Genomic DNA, 16,890 nt, shown 5'->3' on the forward strand with positions numbered 1-16,890 from the left:
ATGTAGGGTCTCATGAGTGCGAAGATCAGACTGTATGTAGAGCAGCCCTTGGGTCAGGGGCAATCGGTTCCTTTGACGCGCGACCAGGCGCACTACCTCTTTGGTGTCATGCGCCTTGCGGTCAAAGGGCAGGTCGCCCTGTTCAACGGGCGGGACGGAGAGTGGTTGGCCGAAGTCTCCGAGGCGGGAAAACGCGGCGGGACGCTGACTTGCCTTGAACAGACGAAACCGTTGCAGCTGCCGCCCGATCTGTGGTTTCTGTTCGCGCCCATAAAAAAGGCCCGCACCGATTTCATCGTGGAAAAAGCCGCCGAAATGGGTGCGGCGCGTATCCTGCCGGTGCAGACCGAGTTCACCAATTCCGAACGCATTCGTCAGGACCGACTGCAGGCCCATGCGGTCGAGGCGGCCGAGCAGTGCGGCGGAACCTTCGTGCCCGAGGTTGCCGATTTGCAGCGGTTGGATCGGCTGCTGGATGCATGGCCCGAAGATCGTCAACTGATGTTCTGCAACGAAGCCGAGGTTGGATCGGCCCTGCGACTGGCCGCCAATGAAAAAGGACGGCCCTGGGCAATTCTCATCGGCCCGGAAGGCGGGTTTTCGGACCAGGAACGCGCGCGTTTGACAGGGTTGCCATTCGCGCATGTGGTCAGCCTTGGCCCTCGTATCCTGCGGGCCGACACGGCAGCGGTGGCTGCATTGACCATGTGGCAGCAGGCGCTGGGGGATTGGGCGTGATCCAAGAAGCCTCGCCGTCTGATGCCCCGGCCATTGAGGCGTTTTTGGCCAAACATCCCGATACTTCCATGTTTCTGCGCAGCAACCTGTTGGCGCACGGGATTGGATTTGGAGACGATGACCACTCCACCCGGTTCTTCATTTGGGGGCAGGATCGCATCCAAGGCGTATTTGGCCTGACCAAAAAGGGCTACCTGATGGCGCAACTGCCCGATTGTTCGCCAGAGGCCGCTCAGGCATTTGCGGGCCGGATCGCAGGTCAGATCGTTCTGGGCATGACAGGGGCTGCACAACAGGTTGAGATGATATTGGATGCGCTAGGGCTTGGACAGGCCTGTTATCGCCTGCATCATGATGAACCCCTGTACCGCCTGGATCTGGGCGAAATCCCAGAGGCACCGATTCCATTTCGTGCCCTGTCCGAGGCAGACCGGCCGTTACTGACGCGTTGGTTTGCGGATTACTTCGAGGATACCGACCAGGCCAAAGGGCAAGAGGCGCGTGAAATGGCCTCCGATCGGATCACCACCGATATTCAATCAGGCAGGGCGATTGTCATGCTGGAAGACGACGCCCCCGTAGCCATGGCCGCCATCAATGCATCAGTCCGGGATCAGGTTCAGGTCGGCGGTGTATTTGTGCCGCGCGAGAACAGAAATTGTGGACTCGGGCGCAAGGTCACAACAGCTGTGTTGCAAAAGGCGAGGACCGACGGCGCGAACGCGGCCATCCTGTTCGCCAACAATCCACCTGCCGCGCGAGCCTATGAAGCTATGGGGTTTCAGCAGGTCGGCTGGTATCGGATCGCCCTGTTGCAAACACCACAAAAGGTGCTGTCATGAGTTTCATCCGACCCGAGGCAAAACTGGCCCTGTGGCGCTGGCGCGAAGTGCTGGTTGCCGGGTTTGTCCTGATCCTCGGTCTCAGCTGGATCAACGGGCCCGGCGGTCTGCTGGGGTGGATCGGCTGGCTGCTTGTCGCTGTCGCAATAGCCCTGGCGGTGATCGGGGTGCAGCGCGCGCGGTTCAGAACCGGCACTGGCGGACAGGGTGTCGTGACCGTCGATGAAGGTCAGATCACCTATTTCGGCCCACTGGATGGCGGCATCATCGCCACTCGCGAGATTGAGCGGCTGGCGCTCGATCCGACCTCGACGCCGGCGCATTGGGTGTTGGAACAACCGGGTCAGGCGGTGCTTCACATTCCTGTGAATGCGGAAGGGGCCGAGGCGCTGTTCGATGTCTTCTCGGCGCTTCCGGGCCTGAAAACCGAGCATATGCTGGCCGAACTGAACGGTGGATCGGCCCACCCGGTCGTGATTTGGGAGCGTACGCCCTCGCGCCCTCCACACCTTCGGCTGCATTGACACCGACGCGGTTTGCCCCCACGACTGGCCAAAAGACAGACACATCAGGATCGGAGCACGGGTCTCATGTCCATCCCCCAGTCCGGCGGCGGACCAATCGAACGCCACGAGCAATTGGCCGAATATCTGGAGTCGGGCTGCAAGCCCAAGGCAGACTGGCGCATCGGCACCGAGCATGAGAAATTCGGCTACTGCAAGGACACGCTGAAACCATTGCCGTTCGAAGGTGCGCGATCCATCGTGGCGGTGTTGGAGGGCCTGCGTGACCGGCACGGTTGGGCCGAAGTCCGTGAAGCGGGTCATCTGATCGGTCTGGAAAAGGATGGCGCCAATGTCAGCCTGGAGCCGGGCGGCGCGCTGGAGCTGTCGGGAGCTCCGCTCGAGACCATCCACGAAACCTGTGATGAGGTGAACACCCACCTGCGCGAGGTAAAGGACATCGCGGATGAGATCGGCGTGGGCTTCATCGGTCTGGGCGCGGCACCGACCTGGACACATGAGGAAATGCCGTTGATGCCCAAGGGGCGGTATCGGCTGATGAACGACTATATGGAAAAGGTCGGTACCATGGGCCGCGCCATGATGCGACGGACCTGCACCGTTCAGGTCAATATCGATTTCGGGTCCGAGGCCGACATGGTGCAGAAACTGCGCGTGGCGCTGGCCTTGCAGCCGGTGGCAACGGCGTTGTTTGCGAATTCGCCCTTTTTCGAAGGCAAGGTAAATGGCCAGAAAAGCTGGCGCAGCTATATATGGCGGCATCTGGACGATGCGCGTACGGGCATGCTGCCTTTCGTGTTCGAAGACGGCTTTGGGTTCGAGCGTTACGTGCAATACGCGCTCGATGTTCCGATGTATTTCGTTTATCGCGACGGCCAGTACATCAATGCGCTGGGCATGTCTTTCCGCGACTTCCTGAAAGGCGAACTGCCCGCGCTGCCGGGGGAAACGCCCACGCTCAGCGATTGGGCCGACCACCTGACCACCGCCTTCCCCGAGGCGCGGATCAAGAAATTCATGGAAATGCGCGGGGCCGATGGTGGACCATGGCGGCGCCTGTGTGCCTTGCCCGCCTTCTGGGTTGGCCTGACTTACGATCAAACGGCCCTGGATGCGGCCTGGGATCTGGTCAAAGGCTGGGACACCGAAACCCGCGAGGCGCTGCGTGTCGCGGCTGCCAAAGACGGTCTGCAAGCGAAGGTCGGCACCATCAACATGCACGATCTGGCGCGTGAGGTTGTGGCGATCTCCGAGGCCGGCCTGAAAGCCCGCGCCTATCCCGGTGCCGGTGGCCTGGTGCCGGACGAGACCCATTTCCTCAACGCGCTCAAGGACAGCATCCAAAGCGGGAAAGTGCCTGCGGATGAGTTGCTGGAACACTACAACGGCGACTGGAACGGTGATCTGACCCGGATTTTCCCCGAATACAGCTATTGATCCGCCCGGTCCCGCTTGCATTCGCGGGGCTGGCCCGATAGCAGGTTGGCGACCAAATTCAGAGGGCGTCATGGACGATCTTAAGGCAAAATATCTGGGCCAAATCGCCGAGGCAGGCGACGAGAACGCGCTTGAGGCGATCCGTGTCGCCGCCGTGGGCAAAAAAGGCGAGGTCGCGCTGAAGATGCGCGAGTTGGGTAAAATGACGCCCGAGGAACGCCAGGTGGCAGGCCCAGCGCTGAATGCCCTGAAGGATGAGATCAACTCGGCCCTGTCCGCCAAAAAGGCCGCTTTGGCCGATGCTGCGCTGGATGAGCGTCTGCGCACCGAATGGCTGGACGTCACCCTGCCACCCCGCCCGCGCCGTCAGGGCTCGATCCACCCGGTCAGCCAGGCGACCGAGGAACTGACCGCGATCTTTGCCGAACTGGGCTTTTCGGTGGCCGAAGGGCCGCGGATCGAGACCGACTGGCACAATTTCGACGCGCTGAACATCCCCGGCCACCACCCCGCGCGGGCCGAGATGGACACGTTCTACATGCACCGCGCCGAGGGCGACAACCGCCCGCCGCATGTGCTGCGCACCCATACGTCGCCGGTGCAGATCCGGTCGATGGAGAAACAGGGCGCGCCGATCCGCGTCATCTGTCCGGGCGGCGTCTATCGCGCCGACTATGACCAGACCCACACGCCGATGTTCCATCAGGTCGAGGGGCTGGCCATCGACAAGGACATCTCGATGGCGAACCTGAAATGGGTTCTGGAAGAATTCGTGAAGGCGTTCTTTGAGGTCGACGACGTCGAACTGCGCTTCCGCGCCTCGCATTTCCCCTTCACCGAGCCGTCGGCCGAGGTCGATATCCGCTGTTCCTGGGATAACGGTCAACTGAAGATCGGTGAGGGCGACGACTGGATGGAGATTCTGGGCTCGGGCATGGTCCACCCCAAGGTGATCGCCGCCGGTGGGATCGACCCCGAGGTCTATCAGGGCTTTGCCTTTGGGATTGGCATCGACCGTCTGGCGATGCTGAAATACGGCATTCCTGATCTGCGCGCGTTTTTTGACAGCGACCTGCGCTGGCTGCGGCACTACGGGTTCGCGGCGCTGGATATGCCGACGCTGCATGGCGGTTTGTCGCGTTGAGCGAAGTGGAGATAATCACGGCATGCGAAAATGTGTGCCGTGATTTTTCGTGGCTGAATTTGCTAGCAGATTCTATTGGGCCATTTGCTCCTTTGCTCGGGGCAGTTGTTGCTGCCTACACGGCGTATCAAATTGCAGTAAAAGGTTACGCTCACCAAAAAGGTCTCGATCGTGAAAGAGCTCTAGACGATGACTTGCGCCAAGCTTATTGCGACTTTTTTTCTAGCATTGAGAAATTGATTAACGTCTCCAACCTAAGGGATTACAACTCGTCGTTTTCCGCCACGCTTGAAAGTAAAGCTGCTCTGAACAAGGTGTTACTGCTTAGCCGCAGCTTAGACTCCAGAAAGCTAAACAGCCTCATGAGTGCGGCGGCAGAGCTATCAAGCTTCGTATCACAGAGGAATAATCAATCTGAAATGCACTCCGAAGAGGCAGAAGCTGAGTGCAACCAAAGAGTGCAACGGTTATTCGAGGAATGTTTGAATGGCGCGCGCAAAGAGCTTTTTGGCGAGCATGCAATAGATGTACAAAGCTCCATAATCACATTTCATCGGACACCGTCGGATTAAGCCACCCCACGGTCTGGCGATGGCGCGGCTTGGGGATTTGATCTGATGTAGGGTGGGGTTTAGCCCACCAACTGCCGGGTGCCGGGCTGAAGCCCACCCTACACCAATAAGTTACGTGACAGGGCAGCGCATGTCGCTAGGCTCCGGCCTATGATCTATCGACTGCTTCTCCTGCTGCTGACCGCGTCTCCGGCATTTGCGAATGAAACATGTCACGGCGATACCGCCTGCGACCTCGGCGACCGCTCGTACCATGTGCTGGAACCCGATGGATGGAATGGCGAAACGCCTCTGCCGGTGTTGCTGCATTTCCACGGCTGGGCGCGGCAGGGGACCGTTGTGGTGAACCACGAACGCATTGCAGGTGCGACCAAGCTGCGGGGTGTGTTGCTGGTGGCCCCGAACGGGCTGGGCAAAAGCTGGGATTTCTGGTCAGCGGATACCGGCGATGTGCCCTTTGCCGATGCAGTGTTGCAGGACGTGGCCAAGCGGTACCCGGTTGATCCGAGGCGTATCTACGTCTCGGGCTATTCCTTTGGCGGCGCGATGGCGTGGCGCTATGTCTGTCAGTCAGGCAATGACATCGCCGCCTTGCTGGCCGTTGCGGGCAGCATCCGCCAGACCGAAGCCTGCCCCGAAGCCCCGCGCGAGGTGCGCCATGTGCATGGGCTGGACGACACGGTGATGGATTTTCCCTTTGGACCGGGCGGCGATACCACCTATCCGGTGGCGCTGTGGCGGGAAAAGTACAACTGCAACGGTGCCACCCCGCGCGGGGATTGGAGCGTGAAACCGTTCCTGACACTCAGTCGGGTGGAATGGACCGATTGTGCGCAGGGGCAGGTGGTGCTGGACACCCATCCGGGCGGGCATTTCATCCCGCATGGCTGGATCGGGTGGCAATTGGACGAGCTTTTGGGCCGCACCCCCACCTATCCGTGACCCGCAGCGCTTGCACCTTGGCGCATTCTTTGTCATTGCCTGTGCCGACTGGATGTTTGCCAAAAAAGGCCCCGAGCAATGAAATTCACTCTGTCTTGGCTGAAAGACCACCTCGATACCGATGCGTCGGTTGATGAGATCACTGAGGCGCTGACCGATCTTGGCCTTGAGGTCGAAGAGGTCATCAACCCGGCTGACAAGCTCAAGGACTTTACGCTGGGCTATGTGAAACACGCGGAAAAACACCCTGACGCCGACAAGCTGCGTGTCTGCAAGGTGGACACGGATGAAGGCGAGTTGCAGATCATCTGCGGCGCGCCCAATGCCCGCGAAGGGATCACTGTCGTCGTCTGCAAACCGGGCATGTATATCCCCGGTCTGGACCTGACGATCAGTGTCGGCAAGATCCGCGGCGTCGAAAGCTTTGGCATGATGGCGTCCGAGCGCGAGCTGGAGCTGTCGGACGAACATGATGGCATCATCGAATTGCCCTCGGGCGAGGTCGGTGACAGATTCGTTGATTGGCTTGCCGAGAATGACCCGTCGAAAGTCGATCCCGTGATCGAGATCGCGATCACTCCGAACCGGCCGGATGCTCTGGGCGTGGAAGGCATCGCGCGTGATCTGGCGGCGCGTGGGATCGGCACTTTGAAACAGCGCGACTACGTGCCTGTGCCCGGCGATTTCGAAAGCCCGATCAAAGTATCGATTGACGAGGATACGCTGGATGGCTGCCCGCATTTCACGGGCCGCCTTATCAAGGGCGTCAAGAACGGCCCCAGCCCGCAGTGGTTGCAGGATCAGTTGAAGGCGATCGGGCTGCGTCCGATTTCGGCGCTGGTGGATATCACCAACTATATGACCTTTGACCATAACCGCCCGCTGCATGTGTTTGACGCGGACAAGGTGCAGGGCAATCTTCGCGTTCATCGCGCCAAAGGCGGTGAAACCCTGGTGGCGCTGGACGAGAAGGAATACACTCTTCAGCCCGGCATGATGGTCATTTCAGATGACAAAGGCCCGGAATCCATCGCAGGCATCATGGGCGGTCAGGAAACCGGCTGCACCGAGGATACTGTGAATGTGTTCCTGGAAAGCGCGTTCTGGGATCATGTGCAGATCGCGCTGACGGGTCGGGCGCTGAAAATCAATTCAGACGCGCGGTACCGGTTCGAACGCGGCGTGGATCCTGAATACACGCTGGAAGGGCTCGAGCACGCAACCCAGTTGATTCTGGACATCTGCGGTGGCGAAGCGTCCAAAGTGGTCGAGGCGGGCAAAGCGCCGAACCACGCGCGTGCGTACAAGCTGGATGCCGAACGGGTGCAGTCTCTGGTCGGGATGGACATTCCCGAAAGCGAGCAGCGTCAGACGCTGACCCGTCTGGGTTTCCGTCTCGAGGGCGAAATGGCCCACGTGCCAAGCTGGCGCCCCGATATCATGGGTGAGGCCGATCTGGTGGAAGAGGTCGCACGGATCGCCTCGTTGACCAAGTTGCAGGGCAAGCCCTTGCCGCGTGTCACCGATGGTATTCCCAAGCCGGTGATGACACCGACTCAGCGCCGCCAGTCCATGGCGCGCCGCACCTGCGCCGCGCTGGGTTACAACGAATGCGTCACCTATACGTTCATCGATCAGGCTTCGGCTGCTTTGTTCGGTGGCGGGGATGACGCGACCATGCTTGAAAATCCGATCTCGTCCGAGATGAGCCACATGCGCCCGGATCTGCTGCCCGGATTGTTGCAGGCCGCGGCGCGCAATCAGGCACGCGGATATGCCGACGTCGCCCTGTTCGAAGTTGGCCCTGTTTTCCACGATGGCGAACCCGGCGACCAGAAAACCCAGATCGCCGGCCTGCTGGTTGGCCGCAACGGCCCCAAGGATGTGCACGGGGCCTCGCGCCCGGTGGGTGTCTTTGATGCCAAGGCGGATGCCGAGGCCGTTCTTGCGGCGATCGGAGCACCGGCCAAGGTACAGATTCTGCGCGACGGCGATGCCTGGTGGCATCCGGGTCGTCACGGAAAGATCTGTCTGGGTCCCAAAAAGGTGCTGGGTGTTTTTGGTGAGCTGCACCCGCGCGTGTTGCAGGCGATGGATATCAAGGGTCCGGCAATGGCCTTTACGATCTGGCCCGACGAGGTTCCCTTGCCCCGCAAGTCCGGTGCCACACGTGCCGCATTGGAATTGCGTGACTTGCAAGCGGTTGAACGTGACTTTGCCTTTGTCGTTGATGAAAACGTCGAGGCGCTGACATTGGTGAACGCGGCGGCAGGTGCCGACAAAGCGCTGATCGAAGATGTGCGTGTCTTTGACGAATTCATCGGTGGCAGCCTGGGTGAAGGTAAAAAATCGCTGGCCATAACGGTACGTTTGCAGCCGACAGAGCAGACGCTGAAGGAAAAGGACATCGAAGCGGTGGCCGAAAAGATCATCGCCAAAGTCTCCAAGGCGACCGGCGGTGTTCTGCGGGGCTGATGCAGGGCCGCCTCCGGCGGGAGTATTTCAGAAAAGATGAAGGGGCGGTGGCGCCCTTTCCGTGTTTACGGAGGACGAAAGATGCTGAACGTGTACCTATCTGGCGAAATCCACACCGATTGGCGCGAACAGATCATCGACGGCGCGCAGGGGTTGGACATCACATTCAACAGCCCGGTGACGGACCACGCGGCCAGCGACGATTGCGGCGTTGCCATTCTGGGGGAAGAGCCGAACAAATACTGGCATGACCACAAGGGTGCGATGGTCAACGCGATCCGGACCCGCAAGGGCATTTCGGATGCTGACGTTGTGGTTGTCCGGTTTGGCGACAAGTACAAACAATGGAACGCGGCTTTTGATGCGGGCTATGCCGCAGCGCTGGGAAAATCCATCATCGTGCTGCACGGCCCCGAGCATCAGCACGCGTTGAAAGAAGTGGATGCTGCCGCGCTGGCCGTGGCGGAAAAGCCTGCGCAGGTTGTTGAAATCCTGCGGTATGTGCTGACGGGTGCACTGCCGGGCTGAGTTTTGCAATGCGGGTGCCGGTTTCGGCACCCTGTCGATCGCGAAACAGATCAAGCGCGTGCGGGTATGGTTTTGCCGCGCTGCACCGCCGGGCGTTGCATGAACCGGTCGACATAGGCGACGACATTGGCATAATCGTCCCAGCCAACAACCTCTTTCGCGCCGTAGAAGTCCAGAGCATTCAACCAGGGGGCAAGAGCGATATCGGCGATGGAGTAATCGCCGGCGATCCAGTCTTTCCCTTCCAGTTGCGTGTTGACCACGTTCAAAAGTCGTTTGGCCTCGTTGATATAGCGTTCGCGCGGTCGGGGGTCTTCGATTTCGCTGCCCGCGAATTTGTAGAAGAAGCCAAGCTGGCCAAACATCGGCCCTACGCCCCCCATTTGGAACATCAGCCATTGTGTAATGCGATGCTTGTCTGCTGCGCTTTGTCCCAGCAACTTGCCCGATTTCTCGGCCAGATACAGCAGGATTGCCCCGCTTTCGAACAGGGCCAGCGGCTCACCGTCCGGCCCGTTGGGATCGATGATGGCTGGGATTTTGTTGTTTGGGTTCAGCGACAGAAACTCGGGGCTTTTGACATCCGCATCCGATAGCGTCACCAGATGGGGCTCATAGGGCAGGCTGGTTTCCTCCAGCATAATCGATGCCTTTACGCCGTTTGGAGTCGGATAGGAATACAGTTGAATCTTGTCCGGGGATTGCGCGGGCCAGCGCGCCATGATCGGATGAGGTTTGTTGTCCAGCATTGGGGGCTCCTGTTTGGCTGTCCCTGTAAAAGCTAGGGGCCACGCCTGATTTATATAAGCCCTTGGCGATGTGCATTTCCGGTCAGGCCGTGTTTTCTGGCGAACAAAGGGGAAATCAAACGAAACTCGCACCTAGACCGGAAGCCAAACTTGGCTCACAATCTGGTGACCCCCGCGAAAACCTCGCGGGTTTCTTGCTGTTGAAAGGAGATGGGCGTGGATGAGGTCGTAACACAGGTGGGCGCATTTGCCCCGCTGATCATGAGTGCCGTCAAGGCGCTTGTTGTTCTGATCCTGGGCTGGATCGTGGCTGGTGCAATCGGGGGCATGGTTCGCCGCCGGATCAATTCGACGCCGCATATTGATCCGACGCTTGGGAACTTTATGGCAAGCCTGGTCAAATGGGCCATTCTCGCCATGGTTCTGGTTGCCGTTCTGGGCATCTTCGGAATTGAAGCCACCAGCATCGTCGCCATTCTGGGTGCCGCGTCGTTGGCTATCGGCCTGGCGCTTCAAGGCACGCTCAGCGATCTGGCGGCCGGTGTGATGCTGGTTGTCTTCCGGCCCTACAAGCTGGGTCAATTCGTTGATATCGGCGGCACGTCAGGCACCGTAAAGGACCTGAACCTGTTCACCACTGAGCTGGTGACGCCGGACAACGTGCAGATCATTGTTCCGAACGGTCAGGCATGGGGCTCGATCATCACGAACTACTCTGCCCATGACACGCGTCGTGTCGATCTGGTATTCGGAATCGATTATGGTGACAGCGCGGACAAAGCCATGCAGATCATTCTGGATGTGGCCAAAGCGGACAGTCGCATTCACAGCGACCCGGAACCCTGGGTTCGGGTTACGAACCTGGGTGACAGTTCGGTGGATCTGACGGCACGGCTGTGGTGCTCGGCGCCAGACTATTGGGATGTCAAATTCGAGCTGACGAAAACGATCAAGGAAGCCTTTGACGACAAAGGTATTTCGATCCCTTACCCTCATTCGGTGGAAATCCAGAAACAGGGGTGACGGCTCCCGCCCGTCGATCGGGCATTCGAAAATGCCCTCCTCCCGTTGGGCCGGGCACCGCGCAAGGGCGCGGTGCCCTTTTCTTTGTTCAAACCATCGCTTTGAGTCCGACCGCGCCACGCCTGTGGCGTGGCGCTATGCCCAACGCTGGAAATCGCTTTTCAAAAGCGATTTCAGGGGCGGGAGTGTTTACGACTTGACGATCACGTTGGGCGAGACGACGTCGATACCAAGGGCCTTGCCGACCGCATAGTAGGTCAGCTTGCCAGCGTGGACGTTCAGACCTTCCAGCAGATGCGGATCTTCCTGACACGCCTGTTTCCAGCCTTTGTCCGCCAGAGACAGCATGAACGGCATCGTGGCGTTGCCCAGGGCGATGGTCGAGGTGCGCGCCACCGCGCCCGGCATGTTGGCAACGCAGTAATGCATGATGCCGTCGACATCGTAGATCGGGTCAGCATGGGTGGTGGCTTTCGACGTCTCGAAGCACCCGCCCTGATCGATGGCAACATCGACAAGTACGGCACCGGGTTTCATCGTCGACAACTGGGCGCGCGAGACAAGTTTTGGGGCCGCAGCGCCGGGGATCAGAACGGCACCGATGACCATATCGGCATCCTGGATAAGCTCGGCCGTGGCACCAGCGGTCGAATACTGGTTCTTGAAGGTTCCGCCAAAGACGTCGTCCAGATAGCGCAGCCGCGGCAAGGAGCGATCCAGAACGATGACATCCGCGCCCATTCCAGCAGCGATCTTCGCCGCATGGGTCCCGACGACGCCGCCGCCGATTACGACCACTTTGGCAGGGCCGACACCGGGTACGCCACCCATCAGAACGCCGCGCCCGCCATTGGCCTTTTGCAGTGTCCACGACCCGACCTGAGGGGCCAGACGACCGGCGACTTCGGACATCGGTGCCAGCAGAGGCAGGCCGCCGTTTGCATCGGTCACAGTCTCATAGGCGATGGCAGTACAACCCGATTCCAGCAGGTCATGCGTCTGGTCCGGGTCCGGAGCCAGGTGCAGATAGGTGAACAGCAACTGCCCTTCACGCAGCATCTTGCGTTCCACGGCCTGGGGTTCCTTGACCTTGACGATCATGTCGGCGGTGGCAAACACCTCTTCCGCAGTGTCGATGATACGTGCGCCAGCCGCGACATATGCGTCGTTGTCAAATCCCGCGCCGATGCCTGCGCCGGATTCGATCAGAACTTCGTGACCACGTGCAACTGCTTCCTGAGCAGCATTGGGCGTCATCCCGACGCGGAATTCCTGGGGTTTGATTTCCTTGGGGCAACCGATTTTCATGGGGTTCTCCGTACATAAGCTGCTTAAATTATGTGCAGTTTGCAGTGCAATTTCTGTGAAAGAAAACGTGTCAGTACATTTTTCTTTGGAAGAATATCGCGTAATATACAAAAACCTTGCAAAGGAATTGCATGAATGAGCTTGGATACGACCGATCGCAAGATTCTGGCGGCATTGCAAAAAAACGGTAGGATGTCGAATTCGGAATTGTCTGAACAGGTCAACTTGTCTCCGTCGGCTTGCCACCGGCGTGTTCAGCGGCTGGAGGTTGAAGGCTACATTCGCAACTACGTGGCGCTGCTGGATGCGCGGAAGATGAACGTGCCGACAACGGTCTTTGTCGAAATCACGCTACAGGGTCAGGCCGAAGAGGTTCTGGATGCGTTTGAAAAGGCGGTGGCCCGGATACCGGATGTGCTGGAATGCCATCTGATGGCCGGTACGGCGGATTACATTCTGAAAGTTGTGGCGGAAAACACCGAAGATTTCGCCCGCATCCATCGGCAATACCTGTCGCGCCTGCCCGGGGTGGCGCAAATGCAAAGCTCGTTTGCCTTGCGTACCGTGTTCAAGACCACAGCCTTGCCCGTCTAATTGTCATAAAGGCCCGGGATAGGTGAACAGAAAAAGGTGGGTCAGGTTGAACCCGAAATGCATCATCACAGGCACCCACAGGCGTCTGGTTGCATAGTATCCCAATCCGCAGGCCAGCCCGAGAATGGAAGCAAAAACCACCAGCGCCGGACCCCCGGCGACATGGGCCAGCCCGAACAGCAGACTGGCTGCTATTACACTGCCAACGTCCCCCAGGCGCGGGGCGATGGCCGATTGCAGATAGCCACGAAAGAAGGCTTCTTCCGTCAGGCAGGTCAGAAACAGGTTGGACAGGGCAAATACCAGCCACCAGGGCGGGATCGCAAATTCCGGGCGCACCGCGCCGAAGGAAAGCCCCAACAGAAACAGCCCCGGCAGGAGCAGCAACCCTGCCAGCAAGGCCGTGCGATTGATCTGCGTTTTGCCGCGCAGCATCCCGGGCCAGGCCAGAAGTACGGCAAAGAAGACCATCGGTTTGTCCAGGTTCAGATGCAGGGTGAAACTGGCGCTTCCCGCGCCTGCCTGTACCTGATCCAGAATTTTCAAATTTTCGAACCCCGGCAGCAGATGTGCACCCATCACCAGACACCACAGGATCAACAACAGGTGCCCGGCGACAGCAGGCCATCCTTTCAGATGGGGCAGCAATGAAGCTCCGACCAGACCAAAGGCCGCCGCAGCGATCGCCATGGGTGACATCAATCCTGTCGCCGAGGCAATGCTGATGAACAACGCCAGTAACGACAAGCCGATGCCTGTCCGCCGGGTCAGCACCATCAATTGCGCTGATATAAGAACAAGCCAGGGCCAGATCGCGGGCATCACGGAAAGAAGGAATGTCACAATCGCCTCGTCTTTGTCATGCGCACCGTGATGCCGCACCAAAACGAGGCAATGCAAGCATCCGTGGCCAAGCGCAATGCATTGCGTCAATTCAGACGCTTGTATCCCCCGGGCCAGATGTACAAATTCAGGGGAAAGATCATATTCCCGCGCTGGACCTGATTTGCAGGTACGACAACAGCGGCAGGCCTCGTGACCCTCGCATCAATTTATCTGGTGACATCAGGTGGTTATACGGGCCCGATATGGTCCGAACCCGAAGACCGAGAAGGAGCTGACCTTGGACAACGAAAACACTGGCGCCCCCAAAGACTGGCTGGAAGCCGAGCTGGAGGACACGCTGGACGAAGATTTCGAGATAGAATTCAGTGAGCCGATGCTGTCGATGGAAGTCCGGAAAATCTATCGGGAACAGCATCCGGACATGTTGGATCGCAAGGTTTACTTCCGCAACCTGCTGCGCCTGCAAGCCGAACTGATCAAGGTTCAGGACTGGGTACAGCACACCGGGGCCAAGGTCTGTATCCTGTTTGAAGGCCGTGACAGTGCCGGTAAAGGGGGCGTGATCAAGCGGATCACCCAGCGTCTGAACCCGCGCGTCGCGCGCGTAGTGGCATTGCCGGCACCCAGCCGCCGAGAGCAAAGCCAGTGGTATTTCCAGCGCTACGTACCGCATCTGCCGGCGGCGGGTGAAATCGTTCTGTTCGACCGCTCCTGGTACAACCGGGCCGGAGTCGAGCGGGTGATGGGTTTTGCGTCCGAGGACCAGGTTGAACAATTCTTTCAGGACGTTCCGGAATTCGAACGGATGCTGGTGCGGTCAGGGATCATTCTGCTGAAATACTGGTTCTCGATCACGGATGAGGAACAGCAGTTGCGATTCCTGATGCGTATTCACGATCCGATGAAGCAATGGAAGCTGTCACCGATGGATCTTGAATCCCGCATCCGCTGGGAATCCTACACAAAGGCCAAAGAGGACATGCTTTTCCGAACGAATATCCCCGAGGCCCCGTGGTACATCGTCGAAGGCAATGACAAAAAACGCGAAAGGCTAAACTGTATCGAGCATCTTTTGACAAAAATCCCATACGAGGACGTGCCTCAGGAAAAGGTCAATCTGCCCGACCGCAAGTACAACCCGGAATATGAACGCCGCGTTTTGCCGGATGAGCTTTACGTACCAAAGATCTATTGAAGCAAAACCAGGCTCTGAGCCGGATTGTGCGAGGCCGACACGGCCGGCCTCGCACAGGGTCAAATGATCAGGCTGCATCCATCATGCAGTCAAAGTGGAAGAAGTTGACCATTGTGATGTCACAGTCATCGACGTTGGCTGTTTCGGTGCCCGCAGGCTCGGATTCCGTTTCCGGCGTGACGTCGGCGGTCGGCATCATGTCGATATCATCGGTGTCTGCCACGTCCGTGTCGCCGTTCATATCGTCACCCCAGTTGAACTCGTCAAACTGCGCTTGCAGGTTTTCGAGGAAACTGGCGATTTCATCCAGGAAGGCCTGAACGTCAAAGCAGAACGTCTCGGCCTCACCCCCGTCAACCACGTCCACGTCCGGCGTTTCGAGTTCCGGCTCTTCGGTCTCGGTGACGTCGGTGTCGGGTGTTTCGGGCTCCGGTTCCTCGGTCTCGGTGACGTCGGTATCGGGCGTTTCGGGTTCCGGCTCTTCGGTTTCGGTGACGTCGGTGTCGGGTGTTTCGGGTTCCGGCTCTTCGGTTTCGGTGACGTCGGTGTCAGGTGTTTCGGGTTCTGGTTCTTCGGTTTCGGTGACGTCGGTATCGGGTGCTTCGGGTTCTGGTTCCTCGGTCTCGGTGACGTCGGTGTCGGGCGTTTCGGGCTCCGGCTCTTCGGTTTCGGTGACGTCGGTATCGGGTGCTTCGGGTTCTGGTTCCTCGGTTTCGGTGACGTCGGTGTCGGGCGTTTCGGGCTCCGGCTCTTCGGTTTCGGTGACGTCGGTGTTGGGTGTTTCGGGCTCCGGTTCCTCGGTCTCGGTGACGTCAGTATCGGGTGTTTCGGGCTCCGGCTCTTCCGGAGCGGCAACTTCGTCCGGCGTGGTTGGCGGAACGGGCGGTGTGTTCGTATTGCCGTTGTCCAGCATGACTGCCGCGTCGGTTGCGGCAAAGTTCTGGGTGACCATCACCGCATCAAAACCCTGCATATCGCCGGTTTCGATCCCGATCCCGATATATTTGAAATCCGGGTTCAGAATATTGGCGCGGTGGCCCGGGCTGTTCATCAGGTTCTGGTGCAACTGCGCCACGTCATCGCTGATGCCGGGCTGCCCGCGTTCGGACTGCCATGCGATGTTTTCGCCGGTCCGCCAGTTGCCCACAAGATCGAACCCGGCGTTTTGCATCCGCTGAGTCGCACTGGAATCGCCCGAGCCGGTGTGGCTGAACGTGTCTGTATCCAGCATCCAGGTGCTGTGATCTTCGGATGAATCGTTCAGCTGCGTCTCAAGCTGAAGCGGGTTGAGCCCGCGGGATGTGCGTTCCTGGTTGATCAGCTCCAGCATCTCGCGTTCGAATGTACTTGCAGTCGACATTTTTGCCTCCGTTTGTGTTTGTGTCCTTCCGGACGGGCTCACTTAGAGGTCGGGATATCGACGGTGGTAGGGGGTGGTTCACTTCAGGCGAGTTTTGGCAACGCGATGCTACCGATGCTGGATTCGCTGCGCTGCAAAATGCCGGGCAAAATGTTGCTGGCGAGGAAATGGCGGCTTGTCGCACAGCCGGTACCACGAGTCGGCGGATTGAAACCGATCGCCGAAACGACAAACCCCCGGGCGATGCCTCGGGGGTCGTCAAATAGTGTCATCCAAAGCTGGACGAGACCAAAGGTCTTAGAGCAAACCTTCGCGCTGTGCTTTCTTACGTGCCAGTTTACGGGCACGACGGATCGCTTCAGCCTTCTCGCGCGCTTTTTTCTCGGACGGTTTCTCGAAATGTTGCTTAAGCTTCATTTCACGGAACACGCCTTCGCGCTGCAGCTTTTTCTTCAGGGCACGAAGCGCCTGATCGACGTTGTTGTCGCGAACACTAACCTGCATGTGGTTGTCACCACCTTTCTAGATAGAGTTGCAAGGAAATTGCAGGAGTTGGCCGTATAGCAAAGCCGCTCTAACTTGTCTAGTACTGGGCCCGACAACCGGAGAACCG

At 58.9% G+C, this 16,890-nt stretch carries 18 protein-coding genes; 12 read left to right on the plus strand and 6 right to left on the minus strand.

What is annotated here, in order from left to right:
- The first annotated feature begins 12 nt into the window (after nt 1-12).
- The 9 genes from ACR0C6_RS12670 to ACR0C6_RS12710 all read left to right on the plus strand — a co-directional run bounded on the left by ACR0C6_RS12670 (nt 13) and on the right by ACR0C6_RS12710 (nt 9,202).
- On the plus strand, nt 13-738 hold the full coding sequence (locus ACR0C6_RS12670) for a 16S rRNA (uracil(1498)-N(3))-methyltransferase (protein WP_480446836.1): 726 nt from the start codon (nt 13-15) through the stop codon (nt 736-738).
- Nucleotides 739-806: 68 nt separating this feature from the next.
- Entirely contained in the window at nt 807-1,580 is a 774-nt protein-coding gene (locus tag ACR0C6_RS12675) for a GNAT family N-acetyltransferase (protein WP_171641514.1), read from the plus strand.
- Nucleotides 1,577-2,104, plus strand: coding sequence for a hypothetical protein (locus ACR0C6_RS12680; protein ID WP_171119774.1), 528 nt, complete (start codon nt 1,577-1,579; stop codon nt 2,102-2,104). The genes ACR0C6_RS12675 and ACR0C6_RS12680 overlap by 4 nt, the downstream gene beginning before the upstream one ends.
- 66 nt (nt 2,105-2,170) lie before the next feature.
- On the plus strand, nt 2,171-3,541 hold the full coding sequence (locus tag ACR0C6_RS12685) for a glutamate--cysteine ligase (RefSeq protein ID WP_152456747.1): 1,371 nt from the start codon (nt 2,171-2,173) through the stop codon (nt 3,539-3,541).
- A 70-nt stretch (nt 3,542-3,611) separates the two neighbouring features.
- Nucleotides 3,612-4,685 (plus strand): phenylalanine--tRNA ligase subunit alpha, encoded by a 1,074-nt coding sequence (gene pheS / locus ACR0C6_RS12690; RefSeq protein ID WP_480619600.1) that lies wholly within the window; start codon nt 3,612-3,614, stop codon nt 4,683-4,685.
- Nucleotides 4,682-5,257: a hypothetical protein gene (locus tag ACR0C6_RS12695; RefSeq protein WP_480619602.1), complete on the plus strand. Its 576-nt coding sequence runs from the start codon at nt 4,682-4,684 to the stop codon at nt 5,255-5,257. Before pheS ends, ACR0C6_RS12695 begins: the two co-directional genes overlap by 4 nt.
- A 150-nt stretch (nt 5,258-5,407) precedes the next feature.
- Nucleotides 5,408-6,199: a CE1 family esterase gene (locus tag ACR0C6_RS12700; RefSeq protein ID WP_480619604.1), complete on the plus strand. Its 792-nt coding sequence runs from the start codon at nt 5,408-5,410 to the stop codon at nt 6,197-6,199.
- Between the two features lie 78 nt (nt 6,200-6,277).
- Entirely contained in the window at nt 6,278-8,674 is a 2,397-nt protein-coding gene (gene pheT / locus ACR0C6_RS12705; protein WP_480619606.1) for a phenylalanine--tRNA ligase subunit beta, read from the plus strand.
- Between the two features lie 81 nt (nt 8,675-8,755).
- Nucleotides 8,756-9,202 carry a YtoQ family protein gene (locus tag ACR0C6_RS12710; RefSeq protein WP_171119768.1) on the plus strand — a complete coding sequence of 149 codons (447 nt, stop codon included), beginning with the start codon at nt 8,756-8,758 and terminating at the stop codon, nt 9,200-9,202.
- Between the two features lie 50 nt (nt 9,203-9,252).
- Here ACR0C6_RS12710 and ACR0C6_RS12715 read toward each other — a convergent pair whose 3' ends face one another.
- Entirely contained in the window at nt 9,253-9,951 is a 699-nt protein-coding gene (locus ACR0C6_RS12715) for a glutathione S-transferase family protein (RefSeq protein WP_480619608.1), read from the minus strand.
- Between the two features lie 210 nt (nt 9,952-10,161).
- On the opposite strand from ACR0C6_RS12715, the gene ACR0C6_RS12720 reads away from it, so the two are divergent.
- On the plus strand, nt 10,162-10,974 hold the full coding sequence (locus ACR0C6_RS12720; protein WP_174829446.1) for a mechanosensitive ion channel domain-containing protein: 813 nt from the start codon (nt 10,162-10,164) through the stop codon (nt 10,972-10,974).
- A gap of 189 nt (nt 10,975-11,163) precedes the next feature.
- Here ACR0C6_RS12720 and ald read toward each other — a convergent pair whose 3' ends face one another.
- Nucleotides 11,164-12,282, minus strand: a complete 1,119-nt coding sequence (gene ald / locus ACR0C6_RS12725; RefSeq protein ID WP_480619610.1) for an alanine dehydrogenase — start codon at nt 12,280-12,282, stop codon at nt 11,164-11,166.
- 135 nt (nt 12,283-12,417) lie between these two features.
- On the opposite strand from ald, the gene ACR0C6_RS12730 reads away from it, so the two are divergent.
- Entirely contained in the window at nt 12,418-12,876 is a 459-nt protein-coding gene (locus tag ACR0C6_RS12730; RefSeq protein ID WP_152456756.1) for an Lrp/AsnC family transcriptional regulator, read from the plus strand.
- Between the two features lie 3 nt (nt 12,877-12,879).
- Here the strand turns inward: ACR0C6_RS12730 and ACR0C6_RS12735 are convergent, their stop codons facing one another.
- The gene (locus ACR0C6_RS12735) at nt 12,880-13,719 is read right to left on the minus strand and encodes a CPBP family intramembrane glutamic endopeptidase (RefSeq protein ID WP_171229839.1); all 840 of its coding nucleotides are present in this window, start codon (nt 13,717-13,719) and stop codon (nt 12,880-12,882) included.
- Nucleotides 13,720-13,999: 280 nt separating this feature from the next.
- Between ACR0C6_RS12735 and ppk2 the strand changes: the two genes are divergently transcribed.
- Nucleotides 14,000-14,917 carry a polyphosphate kinase 2 gene (ppk2, locus tag ACR0C6_RS12740; protein WP_371419726.1) on the plus strand — a complete coding sequence of 306 codons (918 nt, stop codon included), beginning with the start codon at nt 14,000-14,002 and terminating at the stop codon, nt 14,915-14,917.
- Nucleotides 14,918-14,984: 67 nt separating this feature from the next.
- Here ppk2 and ACR0C6_RS12745 read toward each other — a convergent pair whose 3' ends face one another.
- The 3 genes from ACR0C6_RS12745 to rpsU all read right to left on the minus strand — a co-directional run bounded on the left by ACR0C6_RS12745 (nt 14,985) and on the right by rpsU (nt 16,781).
- Complete coding sequence (locus tag ACR0C6_RS12745; RefSeq protein WP_480619612.1) at nt 14,985-16,277, minus strand: CAP domain-containing protein; 1,293 nt, start codon at nt 16,275-16,277, stop codon at nt 14,985-14,987.
- A gap of 83 nt (nt 16,278-16,360) precedes the next feature.
- Nucleotides 16,361-16,549, minus strand: a complete 189-nt coding sequence (locus ACR0C6_RS12750) for a hypothetical protein (RefSeq protein ID WP_480619614.1) — start codon at nt 16,547-16,549, stop codon at nt 16,361-16,363.
- A gap of 25 nt (nt 16,550-16,574) precedes the next feature.
- Nucleotides 16,575-16,781 (minus strand): 30S ribosomal protein S21, encoded by a 207-nt coding sequence (rpsU, locus tag ACR0C6_RS12755; RefSeq protein WP_005614280.1) that lies wholly within the window; start codon nt 16,779-16,781, stop codon nt 16,575-16,577.
- Nucleotides 16,782-16,890 lie beyond the last annotated feature (109 nt).

The organism is Ruegeria sp. AL12 (assembly GCF_056540885.1).